This is a genomic window from Streptomyces sp. ML-6 (assembly GCF_030116705.1).
Classification (GTDB): domain Bacteria; phylum Actinomycetota; class Actinomycetes; order Streptomycetales; family Streptomycetaceae; genus Streptomyces.
This window is the reverse complement of sequence record NZ_JAOTIK010000001.1, coordinates 5,023,680-5,046,343: the sequence shown is the minus strand read 5'-3', so window position 1 is coordinate 5,046,343 and position 22,664 is coordinate 5,023,680. Positions and strand designations below refer to the sequence as shown.

Sequence of the window (22,664 nt, the reverse complement as noted above, 5' to 3'; positions counted from 1 at the left end):
TGCCACAGGTGTACGAAGTCCGATGAGTTTCCCGGCGATCCGCAGTCATATGGATGATGGTTGGTGCACCGCAGCCGCGAAGCGGGCCGAGCGGACACCGGCCGAACCTGCTGCGGGCACGCCACATGACTTTGGGAGACCTTCAGATGCGCACCCTGATCAGCACCGCCTTCGTCTCGCTCGACGGCGTCGTGGAGGCCCCTGGCGGGGAGCCCGGATACCGGAACTCGGGGTGGACCTTCAAGGACATGGAGTTCGTCCCGGAGGCATTCGAGATCAAGGGCCAGGAGCAGCAGGAAGCCACCGCGCTGCTGCTGGGCCGGGTCAGCTACCAGGCGTTCAGCCCGGTCTGGCCGGACATGGTGGAATTCGCCGGCTACCGGCCGATGCCGAAGTACGTCGTCTCCACCACCCTCACCGAGGCCGACCTGGTCCCCGGCTGGGGCGAGACCACGATCCTGCGCTCGCTCGACGAGATCGCCACCCTGAAGGAGACCGAGGGCGGCCCGATCATCGTCCACGGCAGCGCCACCCTCAATCAGAACCTGTCGGACGCCGGCCTGATCGACCGCTACCACCTGCTCGTCTTCCCCCTGCTGCTCGGCGCGGGCAAGCGCCTGTTCAGCGGCACGGACAAGGACACCCAGAAGCTGAAGCTCGTCGAGCACGAGGCGTACTCCAACGGCCTGCAGAAGAACATCTTCGACGTCGTCCGCTGACGCCACGGCCAACGGAGCAACCGCACCCGGGACTTGGCACCCGGCCGCGACGAATTCGTTTCACCGGCACACCCACCTCGGCCGCGGCCGGACGGAACGAGGTGGGGCCTGCCGCACGGCCGCCCCGGACAGCCGGTCCGGGGCGGCCGGCGCACTCAGTAGGCCACGAAACTCAGGTATTCACCCGCCTCGAAGCCCCGCAACGTGCCCAGGCCCCACGCCCCTCCAGTACAGTCCGCGCTTTTGTACGCGATGACCTGGGTGACATCGCTCCACCCGACGAGGAGGGTCGCGGTCGAGGGGAACGCGGTGCACTCGCCGTCGGGGTCGGGGAAGTTCGCAACCGGTGTGAGCTGGTCGGCGTCGACGGCGTAGAAGGTCAGGCCCGTCTCCTCCGGTTCGGATGCCGCTGCGGCCGGATTCGCCGTGATGAGCACGGCCGCGGCCGCGGCCACGCCGATGGCGGTACGTAAAGCACTCATCCGCATGATGTCTCCTCAGAATCCCGGAACCAGTAGTTGAAGTTTGAAAGACGACAGAACGGAGCGCAACCCCCTCTCCGTTGCACCGACAGCCACCCCGAGGCGGCCCACCGAGCCAACGCCCTCACCTCCACCGGCACCCCGGCGACGATCTTCGGCCACGCCCTCGCGCTGCCCAGGACCACCTCCGGCACCGCTCAGTCGGCGGAGTCGGCCATCGCCTCGGCGTGACTGGCCCGGATGGGTGAGCGATGAGTCCGGGGACCCGACCCGGTCTACCCATGTGTCAGTGACAACCGCACCCGAACTCTGTGAGGGACCATGACCACCCACCCGCTGCCGCCCGTCGTCGACGCCGCCACCTGGGAGCGCCGGCTCCGGACGCTGCGCGCCAGGGAGAAAGCCGCGACGCGGGAGCTGGACGCCATCGCCGCCGAGCGCCGTCGCCTGCCGATGGTGGAGATGCCCGACTACACCCTCGTAGGCGAGGACGGGCCGGTCCGGCTGGTGGACGTCTTCGACGGCAAGCGGCAGCTGATCGTCTACAACCACATGTGGTTTCCCGGCGAGGAGTGGCAGTGCCCGGGATGCACGGGCTTCACCGCGCAGTTCACCCGCCTGGAGTTCCTGAACGACTACGACGCACGTTTCGTCATTGTCACCCAGGGACCGATCGACGAGGCGCTCGCGTACAAGCGGCGGGTCGGCAACCGGATGACCTGGTACTCGACCGCCGACAGCTCCTTCGGAGCCGATGTCGGCGCGCCGCCCGGGGGAGAGTTCGCGGTGAACGTGTTCCTGCGCGACGGGGACACCGTCTACCGCACCTGGCATACCAGCGGCCGGGGCATCGAGCAGCTCACGCACACCTTCGCCCTCATCGACCTCCTGCCGTACGGGCGACAGGAGGAATGGCAGGACTCGCCCGAGGGGTGGCCGCAGTCCCCCGCCTACAGCCGGTGGCCGAGTTCCCAGGACATCGCCGCGCGGTACGGCACGGGCGCCGACTGAGCCGAACGGCCGCGTCAAGGTCGGTGACCGTGCGAGGCCGTCGCCGTCCCACTTCTCGGTGACCCGTCGGCGCACGTCCTCGGGGAAGGAGTTGTGGAACGACGCGGTGACGGCGATGCCCCCGGCCAGGCCGTCGAACCTCTCAACGAGGCAGCTGAACCCAGGACTTGGTGCCACCCCACGGCGGCTTCGCCTCTCCGGTGCCCCACTCCCCGCCCCAGTCGTCCACGACGGCCGCCAGCAACCAGAGCGCCCGGCGCCGCCGCGTCTCGCAGAGCGCGGCGACATCGGCCCGGTCGTGCCGCGGATGCTGGTCCCAGACCAGCATCCGGACCGCGTCGTCCCGATGACGCAGGGACACGTACAGCTCCTTCCCCGGGCTGTTCCGGACGCTGACGGCAACCAACTCGTCCACGACGTGCGTCGCGGGCCAGACGTACCGCGCAAGCCCGTGCGCCTCCAGCGCAGTGGCAACCGCCGTACGCCCGATGAACGGACTGCGGGCATCACCCGGCAGCGTGAAACTCATCCCGAACCCGCGCCAGGAAGCCCCGTCCGGACGCGGGCGAGAACGGAGGTGCGGCTGTGGAACAAACTGCGGATACGGAACCGGCGTACCCACCTCGGTGACGGCCGGACAGAGCGAAGTGATCGAAACCGAGCGCATGACTGACTCCCCTTACACGGGTGGTGAGTTGACGTTGTCTCTTTTCGCGTGGGCGCGCACGAGTGGCTCACGTCGTTGTGCTGCGGACGAGCAGTGGCCTGTCTCCCCGACGCGGAACCACCCCTCCCAGGGCAGGAGGTTGCGGGCAGGACCACGCGATGCACTTCCGGCTCGTCGTCACTGAGTGAGCGGTGCGTAACTCAACGTAGGACACCAAGGGTCATATTGGCCACCCAACTCTGAAAAGTTGACCCTTGCGTGGCTCGGAGCGCCCTCCACGCGGCAGACTTCACGGACAAGGTCACGGAAGGACTGACATGGCATCGCGAACGTCCCCGACCGAACGACAGAAACGCCTGGGGTACGAGGTCCGGAAGATGCGGCTGGCCGCCGATATCACCGCCGAGGCTGCTGCGGGCTTACTCGGAGTCGACCGGTCCAGACTCTCCAACATCGAGCAGGGCAGTCGGGCGATCAATGAGAGTCGGCTGCGCACGCTCGCCCAGGCGTGTGACTGTCCGGACCAGGCATATGTCGAGGCGCTCGCTGCCATGGCGGGATCCGCAAAGCGCGGTTGGTGGGAGCGTTACCGTGGCTTGCTTCCCGAAGGGCTCCTGGACATTGCCGAGTTGGAGGCCCATGCCCTTCGCATGCGAACCGCCCACTCTGTGCACATCCCGGGAATTCTCCAGACCAGCGACCACGCCCTGGCCGTCTTCCGAGTGGTCGTACCCGCACTCCCGGAGCACGAAGTCGCCCTGCGGCTCGCGCATCGAGTGGAGAGACAACAAGTCCTGGAAGGAGCAGGTCCCCCTGAGTACGTAGGAATCGTGCACGAAGCCGCTCTGCGCATGCAGTTCGGCGGTCGCTCGGTGGCCCGTGCCCAGCTCGACCACCTGCTCTCCGTATCCGAGAACCCTCACATCACACTTCGGGTCATCCCCTTCAAAGCCGGAGCATTTCCGGGCGCGGGACAGACGGTCAATTACGCGGAGGGACCTGTGCCGCAGCTGGACACAGTCCAGGTGGACAGCACTCATGGACCTGAATTCCTTTACGAGGAAGACCAGCTGGCGAAATACCGTTCACACCTCGACTGGATGGAGGGCATCGCACTGCCGCCCAATGAGTCGCGAGACTTCATCCACGGCATCGCACGTCACCTCTGAGGGGAGTCACCATGCAGAACGTCACGTGGGAAGAACCATTCTGCGGCGAGGGCGCCAGCTGCTACCGGATAGGCACCGACGACCGGGGCAACAGCTACATCGCCGTCAACGGCTCGGAGGATCGCTTCCTCACCGACAGCCGCGAAGCACTCCAGCAGCTGATCCTCGACATCAAGGCCGGCAAGGCCGACCACCTGCTGTAGACCGAACACGGCAGGGGCCCGGTACCGCGATGCGCTCGCGGTGCCGGGCCCCTGCTGGTGGCGCGGTTCCTCAGGAAGTCGTGCTGCGCGGGAAGGAGACCTCCACGCGCCGGTTCTTCTTCCGGCCCTCTTCCGTGCCGTTGTTGGCGATCGGGTACTGCTCGCCGTAACCACGGATCTCGAAACTGATGCCCGACCCCAGTTCCTTGGCCAGCACGCCGTGCACGGCGTTGGCGCGCTGCTTGGACAGCACGTCGCCGTGGGCCGCCGAGCCGAGGTTGTCGGTGAAGCCGAAGACGCGCACCTTGGTGGCGTTCTGCTTCTTGATCTCGGCGGCGATGGCCGCGATGCGGGAGTTGGCGGCAGAACTCAGCTTGGCGCTGTCCTTGCCGAAGAGGACCTCGGCCTGGAGCGCGAACTTGACGTTCGCGTTGGTGTCCTCACGACGCTCCTCGCCGCCTTCGTCCTCGATCACCTGGACGATGTCGAGGACCTTGGCGGGGGCGAGCGTGCCGCCCTCGGGCATCTTCAGGTCGGTGTCGTTGGGGTCGACCTTCACCGGCGGCACCGATGTCGCCTCCGTGCCGGGAGGAACGGAGGGGCCGTCGTCGGCAACGGCGTTGGTTGCACCGAGGACGCCGACACTCGCCACCAACAACGCGGTCGCGACGACATGGCTCGCCAGGTACGGCGGCCTACGACGAGTACGGTTGTGGTTCACGTCCGCCTCACCCGGAGATCTTGAGCGATGTGGTGGCGAAGGTCGGCAGCATGAAGTCGACCTCGGTCGTGGTGCTGGGCGGCGCCGGGAACTGCATGAACACGGGGGTCGAGCCGTTGGGCTGGAGCGGCAGGATGCCCGTGGTGCAGAGGCAACGACCGTCCGTGTCCCTCAGAACGTAGTAACGCTTCTTCCCCGCTTTGTCGATCAGCGCGGCACCTGCGACCGAGTTGGGGTTCTTTTCGACGAGCAGTTCCTCGGAACCGGACCAACCGCTGGTGGGCTGGTTCATGTCGCTCCCGTTCTTGACCTCGCCCTGAACCGTGACGAAGCCACCGGAATCACGCTTCACCTGGTTGATGACCAGGGTGATCCCTCGCTGCCCCCTGATCTCGGCGAGCTTCACATTCGGGTCCACGTTCTCCCCGGCAGCCGTGTCCTCCGGCTTCTCGTCCTCCTTGTCCCCGTCCGAGGACTTGGAAGGAACGGAGGAGGGCGACGAGCCGGCGTCATTGGACTTGTCGCCACCGTCGTCGGTGCCGCAACCGGTGACGGCCAAGGCCATTGCCGCCGCCAGCGAGACGGCTGCCACAGCCCTTCGGGACCTGGTGGAGCGCCGAATGCTCATGGGTTCTGATTCCTTTACTCGTCGTTCGCCATCAATTGTCGACCAGGTGCACGTCGTAGAGGATCCTGCTCACCGTGGACCAGGGCGGAGGACTGGCCGGAGCGATCTGGAGGAAGTCCTTGCCGCACGTGAAGAAGAACATGTCCCGGATGCTGTCGTCGTTGTAGTCGACCGATGTCCAGCTGCAACGGAACTTGATGACAGCGGTGGCCTCTGCCTCCGCCTTCGTCTCCTTCGAGTCGGGAAGCACCGGTGAGTCCACCGGCTTGAGTCCCCGAACCTTCACCTTGATCCGGTCTTCGTAGCCACCAGGCATCGGTGTGCAGCTCACAAGCTCCGTCTGATTCGCCGAAGCGAGCCCCGATGCTGCGGAGCAGCCGCCCACCGGGTGGGCACGAAGGTAGGCGTCGAGCAAGTCCTCGGGGAGCGAGGCGAGGAATCCGCCCTGGAACTCCTCACGGGCCTGACGCGCCGCAGCCAGAGCTGCCGCGTCCGCCGCCCCCTGGGCGCTGTTGCGCAAGGCAGCTGCCTTGCCGACGGCAAAGAATGCGAACACGAGGAAGAGCAGGCCCGCCACCATCACTACATAGATGGGGAAGGCCTGCCCTGCGTCTCGGCGATTAGTGCCGGTCATCAGCCCGAGGTGATCGAGGACACCAGGCCCTGGATGCGGCTCGAGATCGCGCCACCGATGCCCGTGGCCATGATCGCACCGATGATCGCCACGACCACCAGGATGATGCCCAGGTACTCGAACGCCGTCTGGCCGCGGTCCTTGGCCTCGTAGCGCTTCTGGATGGCGCTGACGGCGGTGTTGGCCCAGCCGTTGACGCGGACGGCGGTCTTCAGGGTGATGTTCGACATGGTGTTCCCCTCCGGGTTCGGCCGACCGGTAGCCGGCCGACTCGCAAGTTTCCTGGGTGTCGCCCGCGGTACCGGCTTCCTCCTGGCCGGTGCCGCTGGCGACATGAGAAACATACGGCGGCGCGCCCCGCTCGCCGGAGGGTCCCAGGGCCCATTCCCGGGCCCAAAGCGTCAGTTGGGTCTGTGGGATCGGCGCACCGCGCCGGGGCCCACGTCCCGTCGTACTCCCGTTCGCATTCCCGCGCTCAGCCACGGTGACCACCGGCCTCGCGCGCTCCCCGTCCCGCAGAGGGGGCCGTGCCGAGCCAGCGGGCGATGGCCTCGCTGCGGCTCGTGCTGTGCAACTTGGTGAAGATGCGGTTGATGTGGTTCTTGACGGTCTTCTCGCTGATGAAGCAGGTGGCGGCGATCTGCTGATTGCTCATGCCGGACGCGATCAGCTCCATGACCTCCACCTCCCGTGAACTCAGCCCGTACTGCTGCCTGTTGAGCGCTGCACCCGGTTCCCCGGTCATGGAAGACTGTGCCACAACTGGTTGCAGATGCGAAAGACCTTGCGGTGCTCGAACAGGTCGCGGCGCAGGTGGAGCCGGTTCGGGCGTGGGTGCGTGTGCAGGCGCACCGTGTTGCTGGACGGAACTCGGGCCATGGCCGTCGTAGCCGGACCCCTGATAGGGAACGCCGGTGGTCAGCGCCGTTCCGAGCCCCTCGGGAAGCGGTCGCTGCTGCGGTCCCGGGCCCTGGCGCATGTGGGCGAGGAGGGCGTTGGCCGCAGTGGCGGTGAAGTGGGCGCGGCCTTCCTTCGTGTCGCGCACGGCCTGCACCAGCTGGTCGGCCGTGAATTCGCCGTGGACCAGGTAGCCGCCGGCGCCCAGGCGCAGCGCCTCGTGGACGATCTCGTTCTCGCGGCTGTAGGTCAGCATCATCACGGGTGCGACCTGTACGAGGTGGGGCAGGGCGGAGATGCCGTCGACGCCGGGCATCCGGACGTCGAGCAGGACGACGTCCGGGCGGTGCAGGACGGCCATGTCGTAGGCCTGGCGGCCGTCCGTGGCCTCCGCGACGACTTCGATGTCCTCGCGGCCGGAGAGCAGGACGCCGAGGCCGGCCCGGACCACGGGGTTGTCGTCGGCGACGACGACCCGCAGGACGCCGGGCACCGGTCGGTTCAGGGCCGCCGGGAAGGGGGACAGGGGCTCGGATGCCGCGGACTGCTGGGGAACGGGGAAGGCGTGGGAACCGGGTTCCGGGTCGAGCGGGGTGACGTGCGAGGACGTGTGCTGGGACGCGTGGTTCTGCGCGGCCCGGTGCTGGCCCGACGCGCGGGAGATGTCGTCCGGCATCTGCGACCTCCTCTCAAGGGTCTATGGGGGGTGAGGGTGGAGTACGGACGGTTCATGCGGTTCATACGGTTCATGCGGGGTGCTCCGCGCCGGGGGCGGCGGTCAGAGCGGCGATCGGGAGTTCCAGGCGCACCTCGGTGCCCTTGGCCGCCTGTCCCTTCCCGATCCGGATGCGGGCGCCGATGGACGCGGCGCGTTCGACCATGCCGACCAGGCCGAAGTGTCCGGCGTGCCGGAGGTCGTCGAGCGTCGTGCCCGGGGGCAGGCCGCGCCCGTCGTCGTACACGCTGACACGCAGGACGTCGCCCTTCACGCCTGCGAGCACGACGAGGTAGGTGGGTTGTGCGTGGCGGTGGGCGTTCTCCATCGCCTCGGAGGCGATGGTGAGCAGCTGGCGGGCGACGGCCTGGGGGACGTGCGGTATCGGTGCGTCGTCGAGGAGCCGGAAGGTGGCGGTGAGCCCGTGCCGCCGGGTGAAGTCCTCGGCACGGGCCCTCAGCTCGCGTACGACGTCCACTCCCCCGTCGAGGCCGGACTCGCGGCGCAGGTCGGAGAGCAGTTCCCGGGACTCGGCGGCGGCCCGGCGGGCGGAGCGGGCGACCAGTTCGGCCTGGTGCCTGACGGTGAGCGGGTCCATCCGGTCGGAGGAGGCCGCCAGGCCGTCGGCCGCCAGCGCCAGGCCGTGCAGGGTCTTGGCCACCGAGTCGTGCATCTCCCGGGCGAGGCGGGTGCGCTCGCCCTCCACGGCCTCGTTGACGGCGAGGCGGGCCCTGGTCTCGGTGAGGGCCTGGCTCGCCGTCCCGAAGCGCAGGAGCAGGTTGCGCAGGGTGACGCCGACGGCTCCGGCGATGCAGCAGAAGCCGGGCAGGAGGATCGCCGTGGCGTCGGCGGGCTGGAGCTTCGGGTTGGTGTTGTACACGCCGAGGACGATGATCACCTGGAGCGCGGCGAAGACCGCCGCGCCGCGCCAGCCGTAGACGAGCCCGGCCAGCAGCGGGGTGCAGACGGTGACGTACGCGAGGGTGGACTCGGGGCTGGCCGTGATCAGCAGCAGGGCGCCGAAGAAGGCGTCGATGCCCAGCAGCCAGGGGTAGCGCAGCAGGACCGGGCCGAAGCGCTCCCAGTCACGGAACAGGACGTACGACCCCATGAACGTGACGAGGATGGCCGAGCCGATCAGCCAGGAGGCCAGGCCCGCGGCGGTGTGGTTGATCGCGAACGGGGTGGCTATGGCGATCATGGCGAGCCGGAAGCCGAAGACCTGGCGACACATCGCCTGGAGCGCGTTCAGCTGGATCGCGAACGCCGGTCGTGAGCCGGGATCGGCGATCGCCTGACGCACCTCGGCGTTCAGTTCGTTCTGGGCGTTGCCGAGCGGGAACGACATGAGCCTGCCACCTCCTTCCGACCGTTCTGCCCACCGTCCGCGTCGTCCACGTCATCCGCCCGTGAGGAACCCGAAGTCGATGTTGGCGCCGTAGACGAAGCCGACCGTCAGCAGGACCAGCGTTCCGGGCAGCAGGAACGTGGTGACGGCGAAGGTGGCCTTGGGGACGGCCCTGGCCGCCTTCCGGCGGGCGTTCTGGGCGTCCGTGCGCCGCATGTCGTTGGCGATCTGGATCAGCGTCTCGACAATCGGCGCACCGAGCTCCTCGCCCTGCTGGAGCGTGGTCACGAACATCGCGACCTGTTCCGAGTCGTTGCGCCTGCGCAGCTGCTCGAACGCCTCGCGGCGGCTGACGCCCATGTCCATCTGGCGCAGGGTGATGCGCAGTTCGTCGGCCCAGGGGCCCTCGTACTTGTCGGCGACCCGGGCCAGGGCCTGCCGGAAGCCGAGACCGGCCGACACGACGACGGCGAGGACGTCGAGGAAGTCGGGAAGGGTCCGGTCGATGTGGTCACGGCGGATGCGGACCGCGGACCAGAGGCCGACCTCGACCCAGAAGATACCGAAGGCGACCAGCAGCAGGGCCAGGAAGATCTGGCCGCGCATGAGCATGCTGAAGGCGCCGAGCGCGCCGAGGCCGCCGTAGACGGCGCGGCGTGCCGCGTAGCGGTCGATGGTCAGACCGCCCGGGTTGCCCGCCATGTCGATCTGGCGGCGCTTCTTGTTGACGGCCTTGGGGCCCATCATCCGCAGGACCGCGGGGGCCCAGCGCATGCCGAGTCGGTCGATGCCGGAACCCACCGCGCTGGTGCGGGTGGAGCCGACCTCCAGCGCGATCGCGAGGTCGCCGGGAAGCTTCGCGTCGCGGCGGTACATGCGGATGCCGGCGATGGCGCCGTACACCGCGAGCCCCATGATGCCTGCGAGGACCAGGTCCATGTTCGCCCCGCCCATCAGACGTCGATCTTCGACATGCGGCGGATCACGATGAATCCGATCGCGTACAGGGTGATGGAGATGACCACCGCTGCCTGGCCGATGAAGGCGCCGGTCATCCGGTCGAGCGCGCCGGGCATGACCGCGTCCATCAGGAGCATGGTGCCCAGGCCGAACATCGGTACGGCGTAGGCGGTGACGGTGACCTGGGAGAGCTGGGTCTTGACCTCTCGGCGGGTCTCCTTGCGCTCCTCCAGCGTCTCGGTGAGGTTGCGCAGCGAGCTGACGACCGTACCACCGGCCCGGTTGGACAGGACGAGGGTGGTGACGAGGACGACGAGTTCGCGGGAGGGCAGCCGGTCGGTCAGCTCGCTCAGCGCGTCGTCGAGGGACTCTCCGACGGCGAGGCGCCGGGAGACCCGGGACAGTTCCTCACCGGCCGGGTCCTCCATCTCGTCCGCCGCCATGCCGATCGACGTGCGCAGTGCCAGGCCGGCCTGGGTGGCGTTGGCGAGGATGCGGGCGAGTTCGGGGAGCTGGTTGATGAAGCGCTCGGTGCGCTTGGTCCGCTGCCAGTTCAGGAAGGCGTTGGTGCCCCAGAGGCCGATGAGGGCGGCGACCGGGCCGAAGAAGCTGGCGAGGAGCGACGAGGCGATCATCCAGAGCCCGGCCAGGGCGGCGACCGCGTAGACGAAGAACTCGCCCGGGGTGAGCTCCAGGCCGGTGGCGGCCAGCTTGAGTTCGAGCTTCCGGCCCAGACCCGTCCTGCGCAGCTTGGCGTCGAAGCCCCGGAAGCGGCGGTGCCGCCCGGTCTCCGGGATGTGTCCCGTGTGCGAGAGCCGGTCCACCAGGGCGTCCCGGTCGGCCTTGCCGCCGCTGTAGGCATGCAGGCCCACCACGCCCGTGACGCCGGCCAGCAGCGTCACACCGATGGTGAGAAGAGGAAGATTCGTCATGGCGCGTTACCTAGTTGGCCTCTCGAGTGGCGAGCTGATCGGCGGATTCGGCGACTCCGAAGGCCTGCGGGATGGGCTGGCTGGCCATGTAGAGGCGTTCGGCGATCCTGCGCGGGATGGGGAGGTAGTTGAACTCGCCGTTGATCCGTCCCTCGGCGTCCATCGGCTGGGCGTCGAACTTGGCGACGGTCACGATGCGGTAGGGGTCGCGTCCGTGGGAGTCGAGGACGGCGATCTCGGTGATCTTTCGGGAACCGTCGGCGTGCCGGGTGAGCTGGACGATCACGTCGACGGCGCTGTTGATCTGGTCGTGCAGCGCCTCGAACGGGATCTTGATCTCGGACATCGAGGCGAGGGTCTGCAGACGCATGAGCGCGTCCTCGGCGTTGTTGGCGTGGACCGTGGCGAGCGAGCCGTCGTGACCGGTCGACATCGCCTGGAGCATGTCGAGCGACTCGCCGCCACGGACCTCACCGACGACGATGCGGTCGGGACGCATACGCAGGGAGTTGCGGACCAGGTCACGGATGGTGATCTGGCCCTTGCCCTCGACGTTCGCCGGCCGGGACTCCAGCCGGATGACGTGGCTCTGCTGGAGCTGGAGCTCGGCGGAGTCCTCGATGGTGACGATGCGCTCGCTGTTGGGGATGAGCCCGGAGAGCGCGTTGAGGAGCGTCGTCTTGCCGGTACCCGTGGCCCCGGACACGATGACGTTCAGCTTCGCCTGGACGAACCCGGCCAGCAGGATCAGCATCTGGTCGTCGAGCGAGCCGACGTTGATCATTTCCTGGAGCGTGAAGGCCCGGGGGAACCGTCGGATGGTGAGCGTCGCCCCGGTCAGCGACAGCGGCGGGATGATCACGTTGACACGCTCACCACTGGGTAGACGCGCGTCGACCATGGGGTTCTGCTCGTCCACGCGACGGTTGACCGTCGACACGATGCGTTCGATGGTCTGCATGAGCTGTTCGTGCGAGCTGAAACGCATGGGCAGTTTCTCGACCCTGCCGCTGCGCTCCACGAAGATCTGGTCCGGCCCGTTCACCATGATCTCGGTGATGGACGCGTCCTCGAGGAGCGGTTCCAGGATGCCGAGGCCGAGGGCCTCGTCCACGACCCGGCGGATCAGCTGGGTGCGCTCGACCGTCGAGAGAACCGGCCCCTCGCGGCTGATGATGTGGCTGAGCACGCGCTCCAGCCGGGCCCGCCGGTCTGCGGCGGCGAGCGAGGACATCTCCGCCAGGTCGATCTCTTCGAGCAGCTTGGCGCGGTAGGCGGCCACCATGTGGCTGTCCTCCCGCGCCCCGCCGTTCTTCTCGGGGGCGCTCATGCGTGCCCGCAGGCTCATTGCGTAACTCCTCGTTCCGACTTGCTTGTTGAGCCGCTGGAGAGATCGTGGAGCGGCGTGCCGCGGGCGTCAGGTGCGGGGCATGGTGGAGCTGCGCTCGGCGGTGCCCCAGATGTTGACGCCCGGAAGGATGTCGGGCACCTTGACGCGGGTCGTGCAGGTGACCTCTTGGCCGGAACCACTGGTGCGGATGCGGGCCCGCTTGGCGGTCCAGCCGCTCATCGCGTCCTTGCCCGCCTCGACGTCGCAGCCGCCTCCGAGCGACATGCTGGCCGAACGCGCTGCCGCGCGGGCCCCCGTGCCCGCCTGGTTGGCGGCGTACGCGGCGAGGCCCGCCTGGATCGCGAGGAGGCCGCACAGGAGCATCAGGGGGATGAAGCCCAGGTACTCGATGGCGACCTGGCCGCGGTCGCGACGGGTGGCCGTGGTGTGGGAGTCGGGAATGTGCTCGTTCACAGTCGGTCCGCCTCCACCGGGAATGCGCCGTTGCCCTTGACCTCGAACGGCCAGTTGAGTACGCCGGGCACCAGGATCGGCACCTGGAGCTTGACCTCGGCCTTGTACATGCCGCCGGAGGTGCGGCACCTGGGGTTCTTCATCTCGTCCTCCCAGGCGTCCGGCAGGTTCTCCTTGGCCGCGTGCCGGCACGCCTGACCGCGCATGCTCTGCGCGATGGCTCCCGCGTGCGCCGCCTTGTCCGCGGAGTTCCCCGCCAGGGAGAACGTGTAGCCGATCAGCGCGCACTGCCAGAGCGCGATCATCAGCAGGATGATCAGCGGTGTGACGCCCAGGAACTCGATCGCGGTCTGTCCCCGGTCGCGCCCGCGGCCGGACAGCCGGCCGTGGGCCCGGGCGGGCGGACGGCCGTGGGCCCGTCCGGACAGCCGGCCGCGCATCCGGCCCCGTGCGGTATCTCGTTCCGGTCCCCGTGCCGGGGAAGGGTCACCGTGCTGCCTTCCCCGTATCTCCGTGTCTCTCGTCTCGGTGATTGCCATTGGTCAACTTGCCCCCTAGGTCGTCGCCCGGTTCCGGGAGTCGCTGCCGCGCCGGCGCCCGATCGAGCCCCGGTCGTTCTTGAACTTCGCGTTGCTCTTCGCGCCGTTCTTTTCCGCCTTCTCAGGAACCTTGACGATGCCCAGCTCTCCCGCAAGGGCCCAGAGGGCCTGTTTGACCGTGCTCTTGGAATCGAGTTCGTGGAGTCGACCCGCGTCGACCACGCTCTGTAGTTCCTTGAAGTTCGCGGGGATGGCCGTGTCGGCCGTCCTGGTGCCGGTGATCTTCTCGATCAGCTGCGGCTGGATCTCGGTGTTGCGGATGAAGCGGTTGACGAGGGTGACCGTCTCCTCCGCCTTGCGGATCTGGAGCCGGTCCCACATCCGTACGGCCCGCTTGGCGCCGCGCACCGCGATCACGTCGGGGGTGGTGACCAGCAGCGAGGTGTCCGCCATCTCGATGGCCGCCGCGTTGGCGCCGTTCAGCTGGCTCCCGCAGTCGATCACCACGACCTCGTTGCGCGAGCGCAGGGCGCTGACGATCTGCCGGGCCGAGCGGTCGGTGACCTCCTCGGCGCTCTCCCCCTCGTTGGGGGCGAGCAGCAGCGACAGGCCGGTGTCGTGGCTGAACACGGCGTCGGCCAGGACGCGCGGCGAGATGTCGGTGATCGTCGACAGGTCGACGATGGAACGCCGGAACTGCACGTCGAGGTACGAGCCGATGTCACCGGCCTGGAGGTCCATGTCGACCAGGGCGACGGTGCGCCCGGACGCCTGGGCCGCCAGGGCCAGTTGCACGGCGGTGATGGTGGCGCCCACGCCGCCCTTGGCGCCGCTGACGGTGATGACCGTACCGCCGGGTCCGGTGAAGACGTCGTTGCCGGTGGACAGGTGACGGCGCACCCCGACGGACCATTGGGCCGCGGATTGAACCCTGTTGGCCAGTTCTTCGTAACTGAGGGGGAGGGTGACGACGCCTCGCGCGCCCGACTCCATCGCGGACGAGAACAGACCGGGGGTGACATCGGCGGTGATCAGCACGACCCCGATGGCGGGGAAGCGGAGGGAGACCTCCCGGATCAGTTCCAGGGCCGGCACCGGCCCGATCCGCTCGTGGACCAGGACGACCTCGGGCAGGTCGTCGAGCGATTCGCCGGCGAGCCGGGCGAGGGTGTCGATGAGCTGCGTCGAATCACTGACCGGTGCGGCCGGCTCCGCCTCGGGGAGCTGGCTGAGCAGGGTGCTGACGGATCTGGCCGCGTCGACGTCACCGACGGCCGGGAGGATCCTCGTGGTCATTCGATCCTCACTTGTCCTTGTTGAGCGTGTAGGTGCGGTCGCCGGGGCGGATGGTGCTGTCGCTGCCGGAGGCCAGGAGCGCGAGGCGTACGTGCTCCGCGAAGGACTCGGCGTAGGCGATGCGCTGGGTGTCGAGCGTGTTGAGCGCGAAGGTGATCGGAACGGCCTCGGTGCCCATGTTGGACTTGGTGCCATCGGTGCGGGGCTCCAGGGCGGTCAGCTTGCCGACGTCCAGCACCTTGGCGTTGGAGACGATGACCTTCGACTGGGAGGGGTCGCCGTCGCGCTCACCGGCGAAGGTGGCGTAGATGTTGACGGTGGCGCCGGGGGTGATCTTGCCCGCGACCCCGGTCGCGGCGTCGATCATGATGGCGATCTCCTGCTCCCCGGGTTGCAGTTCGGGGCGCCGCTGCATCATGTCGGACTGGAGCAGCGAGCCCTTGCGCAGCTGGGTGACGGCGATCTTGCCGTTGACCTCGGAGAGGTCCGTCACCGCGTTGGTGGACAGCCAGCGCTTGGGCATCGAGATCTTCTCGAACTGTCCGGCGGACAGGGCGGTGTAGGGGGCCACGTCGGACTTCAGCTGGTAGGCCGAGACCTCCGGCCCGACCTTGGAGTTGACATCGCTGATGACCGAGAGCACGCCGGCGAAGGCGCCGAAGGCGCACAGAACCGACAAGAGCAGGAGTATCACGCCGCGGCGCTGACGGGAGTTCATGGGCCGGACAACCTCGTTCGATTCGGATGCGTGGGGCAGCGGACGGAAGGGCGTCTACGGAGGAAAGCGGAAGCGCTAGGACTGCGGTGGTGCGAGCGCTCCATGGCTGAGGACACCGGCTTGGTGCGTTCGGTTCTCGGCCGCGGGAAGCGGGGAGGAGCAGAACCCGCAGCGGTCACCGATGAGTTCCATCCCGCACCAGTGACAGTTCTCCCGGCGTACGGAGGAGACCAGCTGGTACAGGACGGAGAGGTCTGGCAGGTAGGCGGCGAATTCCACCAGTTTTCCGGTTCCCCACCAGGCGGGGGAGGCGGAGGGGAGCGCGGCCTCGTGGACGGACTGGACCTTCCACGCGGGCGCGAGGGTCTCCTTCACCCACTCGGACTGCGACTGCCCCTTGGCGGTCATCAGATGAGTGGCGAACTCGGGGCCGGTCGGGGGTTCCGCCTTCGGACCGACCTTGACGAGCTGCGGTTCGGGGGCCGCGACCACGGCGAACTGGGAGCCGGGCACCCAGGACTGGGCGTGCGTCCTGAGGTCGACCGGGACCCGGTCGAACTTGGCGACCGAGTGCAGCAGGGCACCCGCGTGGATGTAGTGCGTCAGCAGCCGGGCGGCGGAGGCGACCACTCCCGGGCTGAAGTCGCAGATGGACAGCTGGCGCAACTGCCGTACGAGCACGGCCACGCCCAGCGGCGGCAGGTCCACCTTCACCAGGGCGATGCGATCGCTCTCCAGGACGGCGCGGACGGAGTAGAGCCGACGCTCGTGGGCGGAGGAGATGCCGGTCGGATAGACGGCGACGACATAGCCGTGCTGTTCGAGCAGCACGTGCATGTCGCCGATGGCCATCTCCAGGGCCTGGGCGTCCGGAGCCTGCAGCAGGGCGGCTGTCGGCGTCTGCTGATCGGTCGGAGGTAGTACCAGGTCAGCACTGGTCACTGCTATTGCGGTCGGCACGCTGTTCCCCGTTTCGGCTCCGACCGACGCCGGTCATGACGTCGGTCGCAATCGCTCCTGCTCCGCGGTTCTGCCTCAGCACTTTATCCACGTCTTACCTGGCAGAGAACACTTTTCAGAGGCCAGTCCGACAACGTGTGCGAGGCGCCCGCGCAACGTCGCGGTGCTAAATCGGATCAAATCGAAAATCGTCAACTTCTGTACAACTGCGGAGGGTTACCGATACACCTTCCGGTTACCTGGTCAAGAAATTCATCGCCGCACGTCAGGGCGGTGAAGGGGGATTCACCCCTCCCTCCGATGAGGGGTGGTTCGTCACTGTCCGGACACCCCCGGCACTTCACCCGCATGAGGTTGCGAGGCTGCAACAAAACGTCAATCCACAGGTTGGAAGGGGCCGTTCCGCTACCCCTCCGGGGGTATTCACGGGGTTCCGCCGAGGCCGTTCGCGGACTCCCGGCGGACCTGTTCCGAAGGGCCGAACAGACCCGCCCGTCGCAGCCTCCGCCGCCAGAGGTCTTGACAACTTGATTGGTCTGGACCAGTTTTGTCGGCCAGCGGTGGCCACCGTTCACCTACTCCGTCTCCTCTTCATCTGCCCGTCACCTCCCGGCCGTTCCGAAGTGCCGCCGGTCCACCCCGCCGGCTCATCCCCAGGTACCCCGGCAGGCATCCCCCGACTCCCCACGGAGGCAGCAAGTGGAACCTTCCCCCGTCAACGGACGCAGAATCCGCAGGCGTTACAACCGCCCGTTCGCCGGCATCGCGACGGCCGTCCTCGCGGCCGGTGCGCTGACCGCCACGGGCATGACCGGCAGCGCCCAGGCCGCCGACGTCAACGTCGCCAAGAACGCGGGCTTCGAGTCCGGGCTCGCCAACTGGTCCTGTACCGGCGGCACCGCCACCACCGTCTCCTCCCCGGTGCACGGCGGCACCTCCGCGCTCCAGGCCACCCCGACCGGCCAGGGCACCGCCCGGTGCACCCAGACCGTGTCCGTGAAGCCCGACTCGACGTACACGCTCAGCTCCTGGGTGCAGGGCGGTTACGCGTACCTCGGAGCGAGCGGCACCGGAACCACCGACGTGTCCACCTGGTCCCCCGGCTCCGGCAGCTGGACCCAGATCACCACCAGTTTCAAGACCGGCCCGAACACCACGTCGGTCGACGTCTACACGCACGGCTGGTACGGCCAGGCCGCCTATCTGGTGGACGACGTGTCCGTCAACGGCCCCGACGGCGGCAGCGGCCCCGACCCCGAACCCGAGGTTCCCGCACCGCCCGCCGGTCTCGGCGTCGGCACGACCACGGCCTCCTCCATCGCCCTGTCCTGGAACGCGGTGCCCGGCGCGACCGGCTACACCGTCTACCGCAACGGCACGAAGGCGACCACGACCACCGGGACCTCGGCGACGGTCACGGGACTGGCCGCCGACACCGAGTACCAGTTCTCGGTGAGCGCCACCAACGCGGCCGGCGAGTCCGGCAAGTCCGCCACGGTCAGCGCCCGCACCGCCAAGGAGGGCGGCGGCGAGCCCGGCCCCGGCCCCGCGGTGCCCAAGCACGCGGTGACCGGTTACTGGCAGAACTTCAACAACGGCGCGACCGTGCAGAAGCTCAGCGACGTGCCCGCGAACTACGACATCATCGCGGTCTCCTTCGCCGACGCCACGAACACCCCGGGCGCCGTCACCTTCAACCTGGACACCGCCGGGCTGAACGGCTACACCGACGACCAGTTCAGGGCCGACATCAAGGCGAAGCAGGCGGCCGGGAAGAACGTCATCATCTCGGTCGGCGGCGAGAAGGGCACCGTCTCCGTCAACAGCGACGCCTCGGCGACCAACTTCGCCAACTCGCTCCACGCGCTGATCCAGGAGTACGGCTTCAACGGCGTCGACATCGACCTGGAGAACGGCCTCAACTCCACGTACATGACGAAGGCGCTGCGCTCCCTGTCGCAGAAGGTGGGCCCCGGCCTCGTCATCACCATGGCCCCGCAGACCATCGACATGCAGTCGACCGCGGGCGAGTACTTCAAGACGGCGCTCAACATCAAGGACATCCTGACCGTCGTCAACATGCAGTACTACAACAGCGGTGCGATGCTCGGCTGTGACGGCAAGGTCTACTCGCAGGGCTCGGTGGACTTCCTCACCGCGCTCGCCTGCATCCAGCTGGAGGGCGGCCTCGCCCCGTCGCAGGTCGGTCTCGGTGTCCCCGCCTCGCCGAGCGCCGCGGGCGGCGGCTACGTCTCCCCGTCGGTGGTGAACGCGGCCCTGGACTGCCTGGCCTCCGGCACCAACTGCGGTTCCTTCAAGCCCTCGAAGACGTACCCGGACATCCGCGGTGCGATGACCTGGTCGACCGCCTGGGACGCCAAGTCGGGCAACGCCTGGTCGAACGCGGTGGGCCCGCACGTGCACGGCCTGCCGTAGCCACTGGCCCGGCACATCCATGACCAGCAGCGCCGCCGCTCCCCCGGCGGCGCTGCTGCATGTCTGTACGTCTGCATGTCGCGGGGCGCGGTCCGGGCCGGGCCGGTGGCTGGGTTCGGTGGCCGGGCATGTCGCGGACCGGCAACAGAGTGCCCGGGACTTCCCGCGTTCCATGGCCGTTCGGGCACACTCGTGGCACCGTTGTGGGGCGCGATGGCGGTGCGACGGGGGGAATGACATGGCCGCGGCACGGGTGCGAGCACTGGACACGGACGATCCGACGGCTCTCGGGCCGTACCGGCTGATCGGACGGCTGGCGTCCGGCGGCATGGGACGGATCTATCTGGCCCGCGACGACCAGCGCGGCGGCCGGGGTCTCGTCGCGGTGAAAACACTGCTGGCCGAGGGGCACGTCAGTGACATCGACCGGCGGCGCTTCGCCCGCGAGGTGAAACTCGCCCAGCGCATCGACAGCGCGTACACGGCGCGCGTACGGGACTCCGACCCGGACGCCGAACGGCCCTGGATGGCCATCGACTACATCGCCGCCCCCTCGCTCGCCGAACTCACCCGCACCTGCGGGGTGTTGCCCGCATCGGCGGTGCGATGGATCGCCGCCGGAACGGCCGAGGCGCTGGTCACCCTCCACCGCGAGGGCATCGTCCACCGCGACGTGAAACCGCAGAACGTACTGCTCCCGCTCGACGGCCCCCGGGTCATCGACTTCGGCATCTCGCACGCCGACGACCTCACCCGTACCAGCCTGACTCTGGGCACGATCGCCTTCACCTCGCCCGAACAGGCCCGCGGCGAGGCGTCGACGGCGGCCTCCGACGTGTACTCGCTGGGCGCCACGCTGTTCCTGCTCGCCACCGGACGCCCGCCCTACACCGCGGACGGCGACACCCTGCGCCTGCTCGCCCGCGTCCAGCGCGGCGAACTCGACCTCGGCGGACTGCCCAAGGAACTCGTACCGACGATCCGCCCCTGCCTGGCCACCGACCCCGCCGAACGCCCCGCACCCGCCGAACTGCTTGCCCGGTTCCGCAAGGACCAGGCCGGGATGCCCACCACGCGCGGCGGGAACCGCTGGCTGCCGCCGCGCTGGACGGCACTGATCGGGGAGTACGCGGCCCAGGGCCGGGAGTTGACCCGCGCGAACCGGATCGACCCGGACGCCCTGACCGTGGACCAGCGCACGAGCGTGATACCACCGCCGAACCCCACCCGGATGTACACGGCGGAACGCGAACGGGAGCGCGCCGCTAAGGAGCACGAACGCGCCGAACGCGAGCGCGCCGAGAAGCATGCGCAGCGCGAACGCGCGCGGAAGGAACGGGCGGAGAGAGAACGCGCGGAGAAGGAGAAGGCCGAAAAGGCGCGGGCCGAGAAGGCGCGGGCCGAAAAGGCGCGGGCTGAGAAGACGCGGAACGCACGGCGCGCCCGCGCCACGTCGTCCGCCTCGGGCTCGACCCCGTCGTCGTCCTCGACCCGCTCCGAGCCCAAGCCCGAACCCGCACCGACACCCACGCCGGCGGCGAAGAAGTCCTCCAACGACGCCTGGATACTCATCCCGCTCGCCATTCTCGTCCTCTTCTTCTGGCGGCCCTGGGAAACGGACACCACCAGCACCTCGACCACCGGCAGTTCCTACGGTTCCTCGGCGAGCCGGAGTTGGACGCCGACGCCGACGCCCACCCCGACCGCCGACGCCACGGACCGGGCGTTCCGGTCCGTACGCAGCGGTCAGTGCCTCAACGCCTACGCCGACGGGCACGGGAACTGGAACTCCACCGTGCCCGTCCCGGTCGACTGCGACTCCGCCAACGCGTACGTCCACGTCACCCGCGCCTCCTCGACCGGCGGCACCTCCGACCCCTGCCCGTCGGGGAACGGTCGCGGCAGGTGGTACCACGCCGCGAACGACGACATGAACACAACGCTGTGCCTGAGCCGTCAGTTCCGCAAGGGCCAGTGCTTCCCCGCCGACCTCGACGGCAACGGCAACGCCGATCTGCTGGTGGTCTGGAGCTGCAACTCGGACAAGGTGCCCGTCGCGGGCCAGTCGATCGCACAGATCACCGGTTACTACCGGGCGCCCAAGTCGTACCGCGGTCAGATCTGCCCGGCGAACGGCGGGCAGCGCTATTGGTACTGGAAGGTGGACGGCGGCAAGAACATCGTCTGCGTCAGCCCGGCCTGAGGCCGGACGGGGAACCGCCGGCTAGATCACCAGGCTCAGCAGCGCCGCCACCACGAAGCCCGCGACCGACAGGACCGTCTCCAGGACCGTCCAGGACTTCAGGGTGTCGCGTTCGGAGATGCCGAAGTACTTCGACACCATCCAGAAGCCGCCGTCGTTGACGTGCGAGGCGAAGATCGAGCCGGCCGAGATCGCCATGATGATCAGCGCCAGGTGGGCCTGCGACAGGTCCTGTCCCTCGACCAGGGGGACGACGATGCCGGCGGTGGTGACGATGGCGACCGTCGCCGAGCCCTGGGCGACGCGCAGCACCACGGAGATCAGCCAGGCGAGCAGGATGACGGGCAGACCGACGTCGTTGAAGGTGTCCGCGAGCGCGTTCGCGATGCCGCTGCCCTTGAGGACGGCGCCGAAGACCCCGCCCGCGCCGACGACCAGCAGGATGTTGCCGACCGGCTTGAGGGAGGAGGTGGACACCGTCTCCAGGGACTTGCGGGACCAGCCGCGCCGGATGCCGAGCAGGTAGTAGGCGAGCAGCAGCGCGATCGTCAGGGCGACGAAGGGGTTGCCGAAGAACTCGATGACCGAGCGCGGGGTGGAGGGGTCCAGCGCGATGGAGGAGAACGTCGCGGCGAGGATCAGCACCAGCGGGGTGCCGATGATCGTGAGCACGGTGGCGAGCGCGACCGGTTCCTCGCGCGGGGTGACCCCGGCCTCCCGCTGTTCGGCGGCGACCGCGGCCTTCGCCTCCTCGGCGGCCTCGACCATGTCCTGCGGGACCGCGACGAAGATCCGCTTCCCGATCCAGGCGGCGTAGCCCCAGGCGGCGAGGACGGACGGGATGCCGACGACGGCGCCCATCAGGATGACCCAGCCGAGGGAGACCTCGAAGAGTCCGGCGGCGGCGACCGGGCCGGGGTGCGGCGGCAGGAAGGCGTGGGTCATGGAGAGGCCCGCCAGCAGCGGCATCGCGTAGAGCAGGATCGACTTTCCGGAGCGCTTCGCGGCGGCGTACACGATCGGCGCGAGGACGAAGATGCCGACGTCGAAGAAGACCGGGATGCCGAAGATGAGGCCGGTCAGACCCATGGCGAGCGGGGCCCGCTTCTCGCCGAAGAGGTTCAGCAGGCGGGCGCTCAGCACCTCGGCCCCGCCGGAGACCTCCAGGATCGCGCCGAGCATCGTGCCGAGGCCGATGATGATGGCGACGTGGCCGAGGATGCCGCCCATGCCGGATTCGATGACGGAGACGGCGGCGGACTTCTGGACCGTGCCGAAGAGTTCCGTGACGGAGAGACCGGCGCCGAGGCCGACGGCTATGGAGACGGCGAGCAGCGCGACGAACGGCTGCAGCCTGACCTTGATGATCAGGAAGAGGAGGAGCGCGATGCCGAGGGCGGCGACGGTCAGCAGACCGGCGGTGCCGTCGACGAGCAGGAGGAGACCACCGGTGTGGGGTGGCGCCTCGGCCGATTGCGGGGAAGCGGCGAGCGACATGGGCAACTCCGTGTTCGGAGACGGCTTTTGGGTGCGGTGGAGCGCGGCACGGCGCTTTCATGGGATGAAGCGCCGTGCCGTGCGCGAGGGGGTGGAGGGGGTGGCGGAGCGGGTGTGACAAAGGG

24 protein-coding genes are annotated in these 22,664 nt (G+C 68.6%); 7 read left to right on the top strand and 17 right to left on the bottom strand.

Features of this window, described 5'->3' with window-relative positions; all coding sequences use genetic code 11:
* Window positions 1-146 precede the first annotated feature (146 nt).
* Window positions 147-719, top strand: a complete 573-nt coding sequence (locus OCT49_RS22670; protein ID WP_283853674.1) for a dihydrofolate reductase family protein — start codon at window positions 147-149, stop codon at window positions 717-719.
* A 155-nt stretch (window positions 720-874) separates the two neighbouring features.
* Here OCT49_RS22670 and OCT49_RS22665 read toward each other — a convergent pair whose 3' ends face one another.
* Window positions 875-1,201, bottom strand: coding sequence for a hypothetical protein (locus OCT49_RS22665; protein WP_283853673.1), 327 nt, complete (start codon window positions 1,199-1,201; stop codon window positions 875-877).
* A gap of 36 nt (window positions 1,202-1,237) precedes the next feature.
* On the opposite strand from OCT49_RS22665, the gene OCT49_RS22660 reads away from it, so the two are divergent.
* Complete coding sequence (locus tag OCT49_RS22660) at window positions 1,238-1,432, top strand: hypothetical protein (RefSeq protein WP_283853672.1); 195 nt, start codon at window positions 1,238-1,240, stop codon at window positions 1,430-1,432.
* 90 nt (window positions 1,433-1,522) lie between these two features.
* Entirely contained in the window at window positions 1,523-2,212 is a 690-nt protein-coding gene (locus OCT49_RS22655) for a DUF899 domain-containing protein (RefSeq protein ID WP_283853671.1), read from the top strand.
* A gap of 142 nt (window positions 2,213-2,354) precedes the next feature.
* Here the strand turns inward: OCT49_RS22655 and OCT49_RS22650 are convergent, their stop codons facing one another.
* Window positions 2,355-2,573, bottom strand: a complete 219-nt coding sequence (locus OCT49_RS22650; RefSeq protein ID WP_283853670.1) for a hypothetical protein — start codon at window positions 2,571-2,573, stop codon at window positions 2,355-2,357.
* Between the two features lie 623 nt (window positions 2,574-3,196).
* Here OCT49_RS22650 and OCT49_RS22645 point away from each other — a divergent pair.
* Window positions 3,197-4,048, top strand: coding sequence for a helix-turn-helix domain-containing protein (locus OCT49_RS22645; RefSeq protein ID WP_283853669.1), 852 nt, complete (start codon window positions 3,197-3,199; stop codon window positions 4,046-4,048).
* 11 nt (window positions 4,049-4,059) lie between these two features.
* Window positions 4,060-4,251: a hypothetical protein gene (locus OCT49_RS22640; RefSeq protein WP_283853668.1), complete on the top strand. Its 192-nt coding sequence runs from the start codon at window positions 4,060-4,062 to the stop codon at window positions 4,249-4,251.
* A 70-nt stretch (window positions 4,252-4,321) separates the two neighbouring features.
* On the opposite strand, the gene OCT49_RS22635 is transcribed toward OCT49_RS22640, so the two are convergent.
* From OCT49_RS22635 to OCT49_RS22570, 14 genes are all read right to left on the bottom strand, one after another.
* On the bottom strand, window positions 4,322-4,972 hold the full coding sequence (locus OCT49_RS22635) for an OmpA family protein (protein WP_283853667.1): 651 nt from the start codon (window positions 4,970-4,972) through the stop codon (window positions 4,322-4,324).
* A gap of 7 nt (window positions 4,973-4,979) precedes the next feature.
* Complete coding sequence (locus tag OCT49_RS22630; protein WP_283853666.1) at window positions 4,980-5,600, bottom strand: hypothetical protein; 621 nt, start codon at window positions 5,598-5,600, stop codon at window positions 4,980-4,982.
* A gap of 31 nt (window positions 5,601-5,631) precedes the next feature.
* Window positions 5,632-6,234: a pilus assembly protein TadG-related protein gene (locus OCT49_RS22625; protein WP_283853665.1), complete on the bottom strand. Its 603-nt coding sequence runs from the start codon at window positions 6,232-6,234 to the stop codon at window positions 5,632-5,634.
* A complete protein-coding gene (locus OCT49_RS22620) occupies window positions 6,234-6,464 on the bottom strand; it encodes a hypothetical protein (RefSeq protein ID WP_283853664.1) in 231 nt (76 codons plus the stop codon). Before OCT49_RS22620 ends, OCT49_RS22625 begins: the two co-directional genes overlap by 1 nt.
* 245 nt (window positions 6,465-6,709) lie before the next feature.
* Window positions 6,710-7,807: a response regulator transcription factor gene (locus OCT49_RS22615; protein WP_283853663.1), complete on the bottom strand. Its 1,098-nt coding sequence runs from the start codon at window positions 7,805-7,807 to the stop codon at window positions 6,710-6,712.
* 70 nt (window positions 7,808-7,877) lie between these two features.
* Entirely contained in the window at window positions 7,878-9,194 is a 1,317-nt protein-coding gene (locus tag OCT49_RS22610) for a sensor histidine kinase (RefSeq protein WP_283853662.1), read from the bottom strand.
* Between the two features lie 51 nt (window positions 9,195-9,245).
* A complete protein-coding gene (locus OCT49_RS22605; RefSeq protein WP_283855902.1) occupies window positions 9,246-10,133 on the bottom strand; it encodes a DUF5936 domain-containing protein in 888 nt (295 codons plus the stop codon).
* A 14-nt stretch (window positions 10,134-10,147) separates the two neighbouring features.
* Entirely contained in the window at window positions 10,148-11,086 is a 939-nt protein-coding gene (locus OCT49_RS22600) for a type II secretion system F family protein (protein ID WP_283853661.1), read from the bottom strand.
* Window positions 11,087-11,096: 10 nt separating this feature from the next.
* A complete protein-coding gene (locus tag OCT49_RS22595; protein WP_283853660.1) occupies window positions 11,097-12,434 on the bottom strand; it encodes a TadA family conjugal transfer-associated ATPase in 1,338 nt (445 codons plus the stop codon).
* Between the two features lie 69 nt (window positions 12,435-12,503).
* Window positions 12,504-12,890 (bottom strand): TadE/TadG family type IV pilus assembly protein, encoded by a 387-nt coding sequence (locus OCT49_RS22590; RefSeq protein WP_283853659.1) that lies wholly within the window; start codon window positions 12,888-12,890, stop codon window positions 12,504-12,506.
* Window positions 12,887-13,330, bottom strand: coding sequence for a TadE family protein (locus OCT49_RS22585; protein WP_283853658.1), 444 nt, complete (start codon window positions 13,328-13,330; stop codon window positions 12,887-12,889). Before OCT49_RS22585 ends, OCT49_RS22590 begins: the two co-directional genes overlap by 4 nt.
* 114 nt (window positions 13,331-13,444) lie before the next feature.
* Entirely contained in the window at window positions 13,445-14,725 is a 1,281-nt protein-coding gene (locus OCT49_RS22580) for a CpaE/TadZ family protein (protein WP_283853657.1), read from the bottom strand.
* 7 nt (window positions 14,726-14,732) lie between these two features.
* Window positions 14,733-15,443, bottom strand: coding sequence for a Flp pilus assembly protein CpaB (gene cpaB / locus OCT49_RS22575; protein ID WP_283853656.1), 711 nt, complete (start codon window positions 15,441-15,443; stop codon window positions 14,733-14,735).
* Between the two features lie 75 nt (window positions 15,444-15,518).
* The gene (locus OCT49_RS22570) at window positions 15,519-16,385 is read right to left on the bottom strand and encodes a hypothetical protein (protein ID WP_283853655.1); all 867 of its coding nucleotides are present in this window, start codon (window positions 16,383-16,385) and stop codon (window positions 15,519-15,521) included.
* 717 nt (window positions 16,386-17,102) lie between these two features.
* On the opposite strand from OCT49_RS22570, the gene OCT49_RS22565 reads away from it, so the two are divergent.
* Entirely contained in the window at window positions 17,103-18,839 is a 1,737-nt protein-coding gene (locus OCT49_RS22565; RefSeq protein ID WP_502963402.1) for a chitinase, read from the top strand.
* A gap of 19 nt (window positions 18,840-18,858) precedes the next feature.
* Window positions 18,859-21,042 carry a protein kinase domain-containing protein gene (locus OCT49_RS22560; protein ID WP_349632800.1) on the top strand — a complete coding sequence of 728 codons (2,184 nt, stop codon included), beginning with the start codon at window positions 18,859-18,861 and terminating at the stop codon, window positions 21,040-21,042.
* A gap of 21 nt (window positions 21,043-21,063) precedes the next feature.
* On the opposite strand, the gene OCT49_RS22555 is transcribed toward OCT49_RS22560, so the two are convergent.
* On the bottom strand, window positions 21,064-22,539 hold the full coding sequence (locus OCT49_RS22555; RefSeq protein WP_283853653.1) for a GntP family permease: 1,476 nt from the start codon (window positions 22,537-22,539) through the stop codon (window positions 21,064-21,066).
* Between the last annotated feature and the right edge of the window lie 125 nt (window positions 22,540-22,664).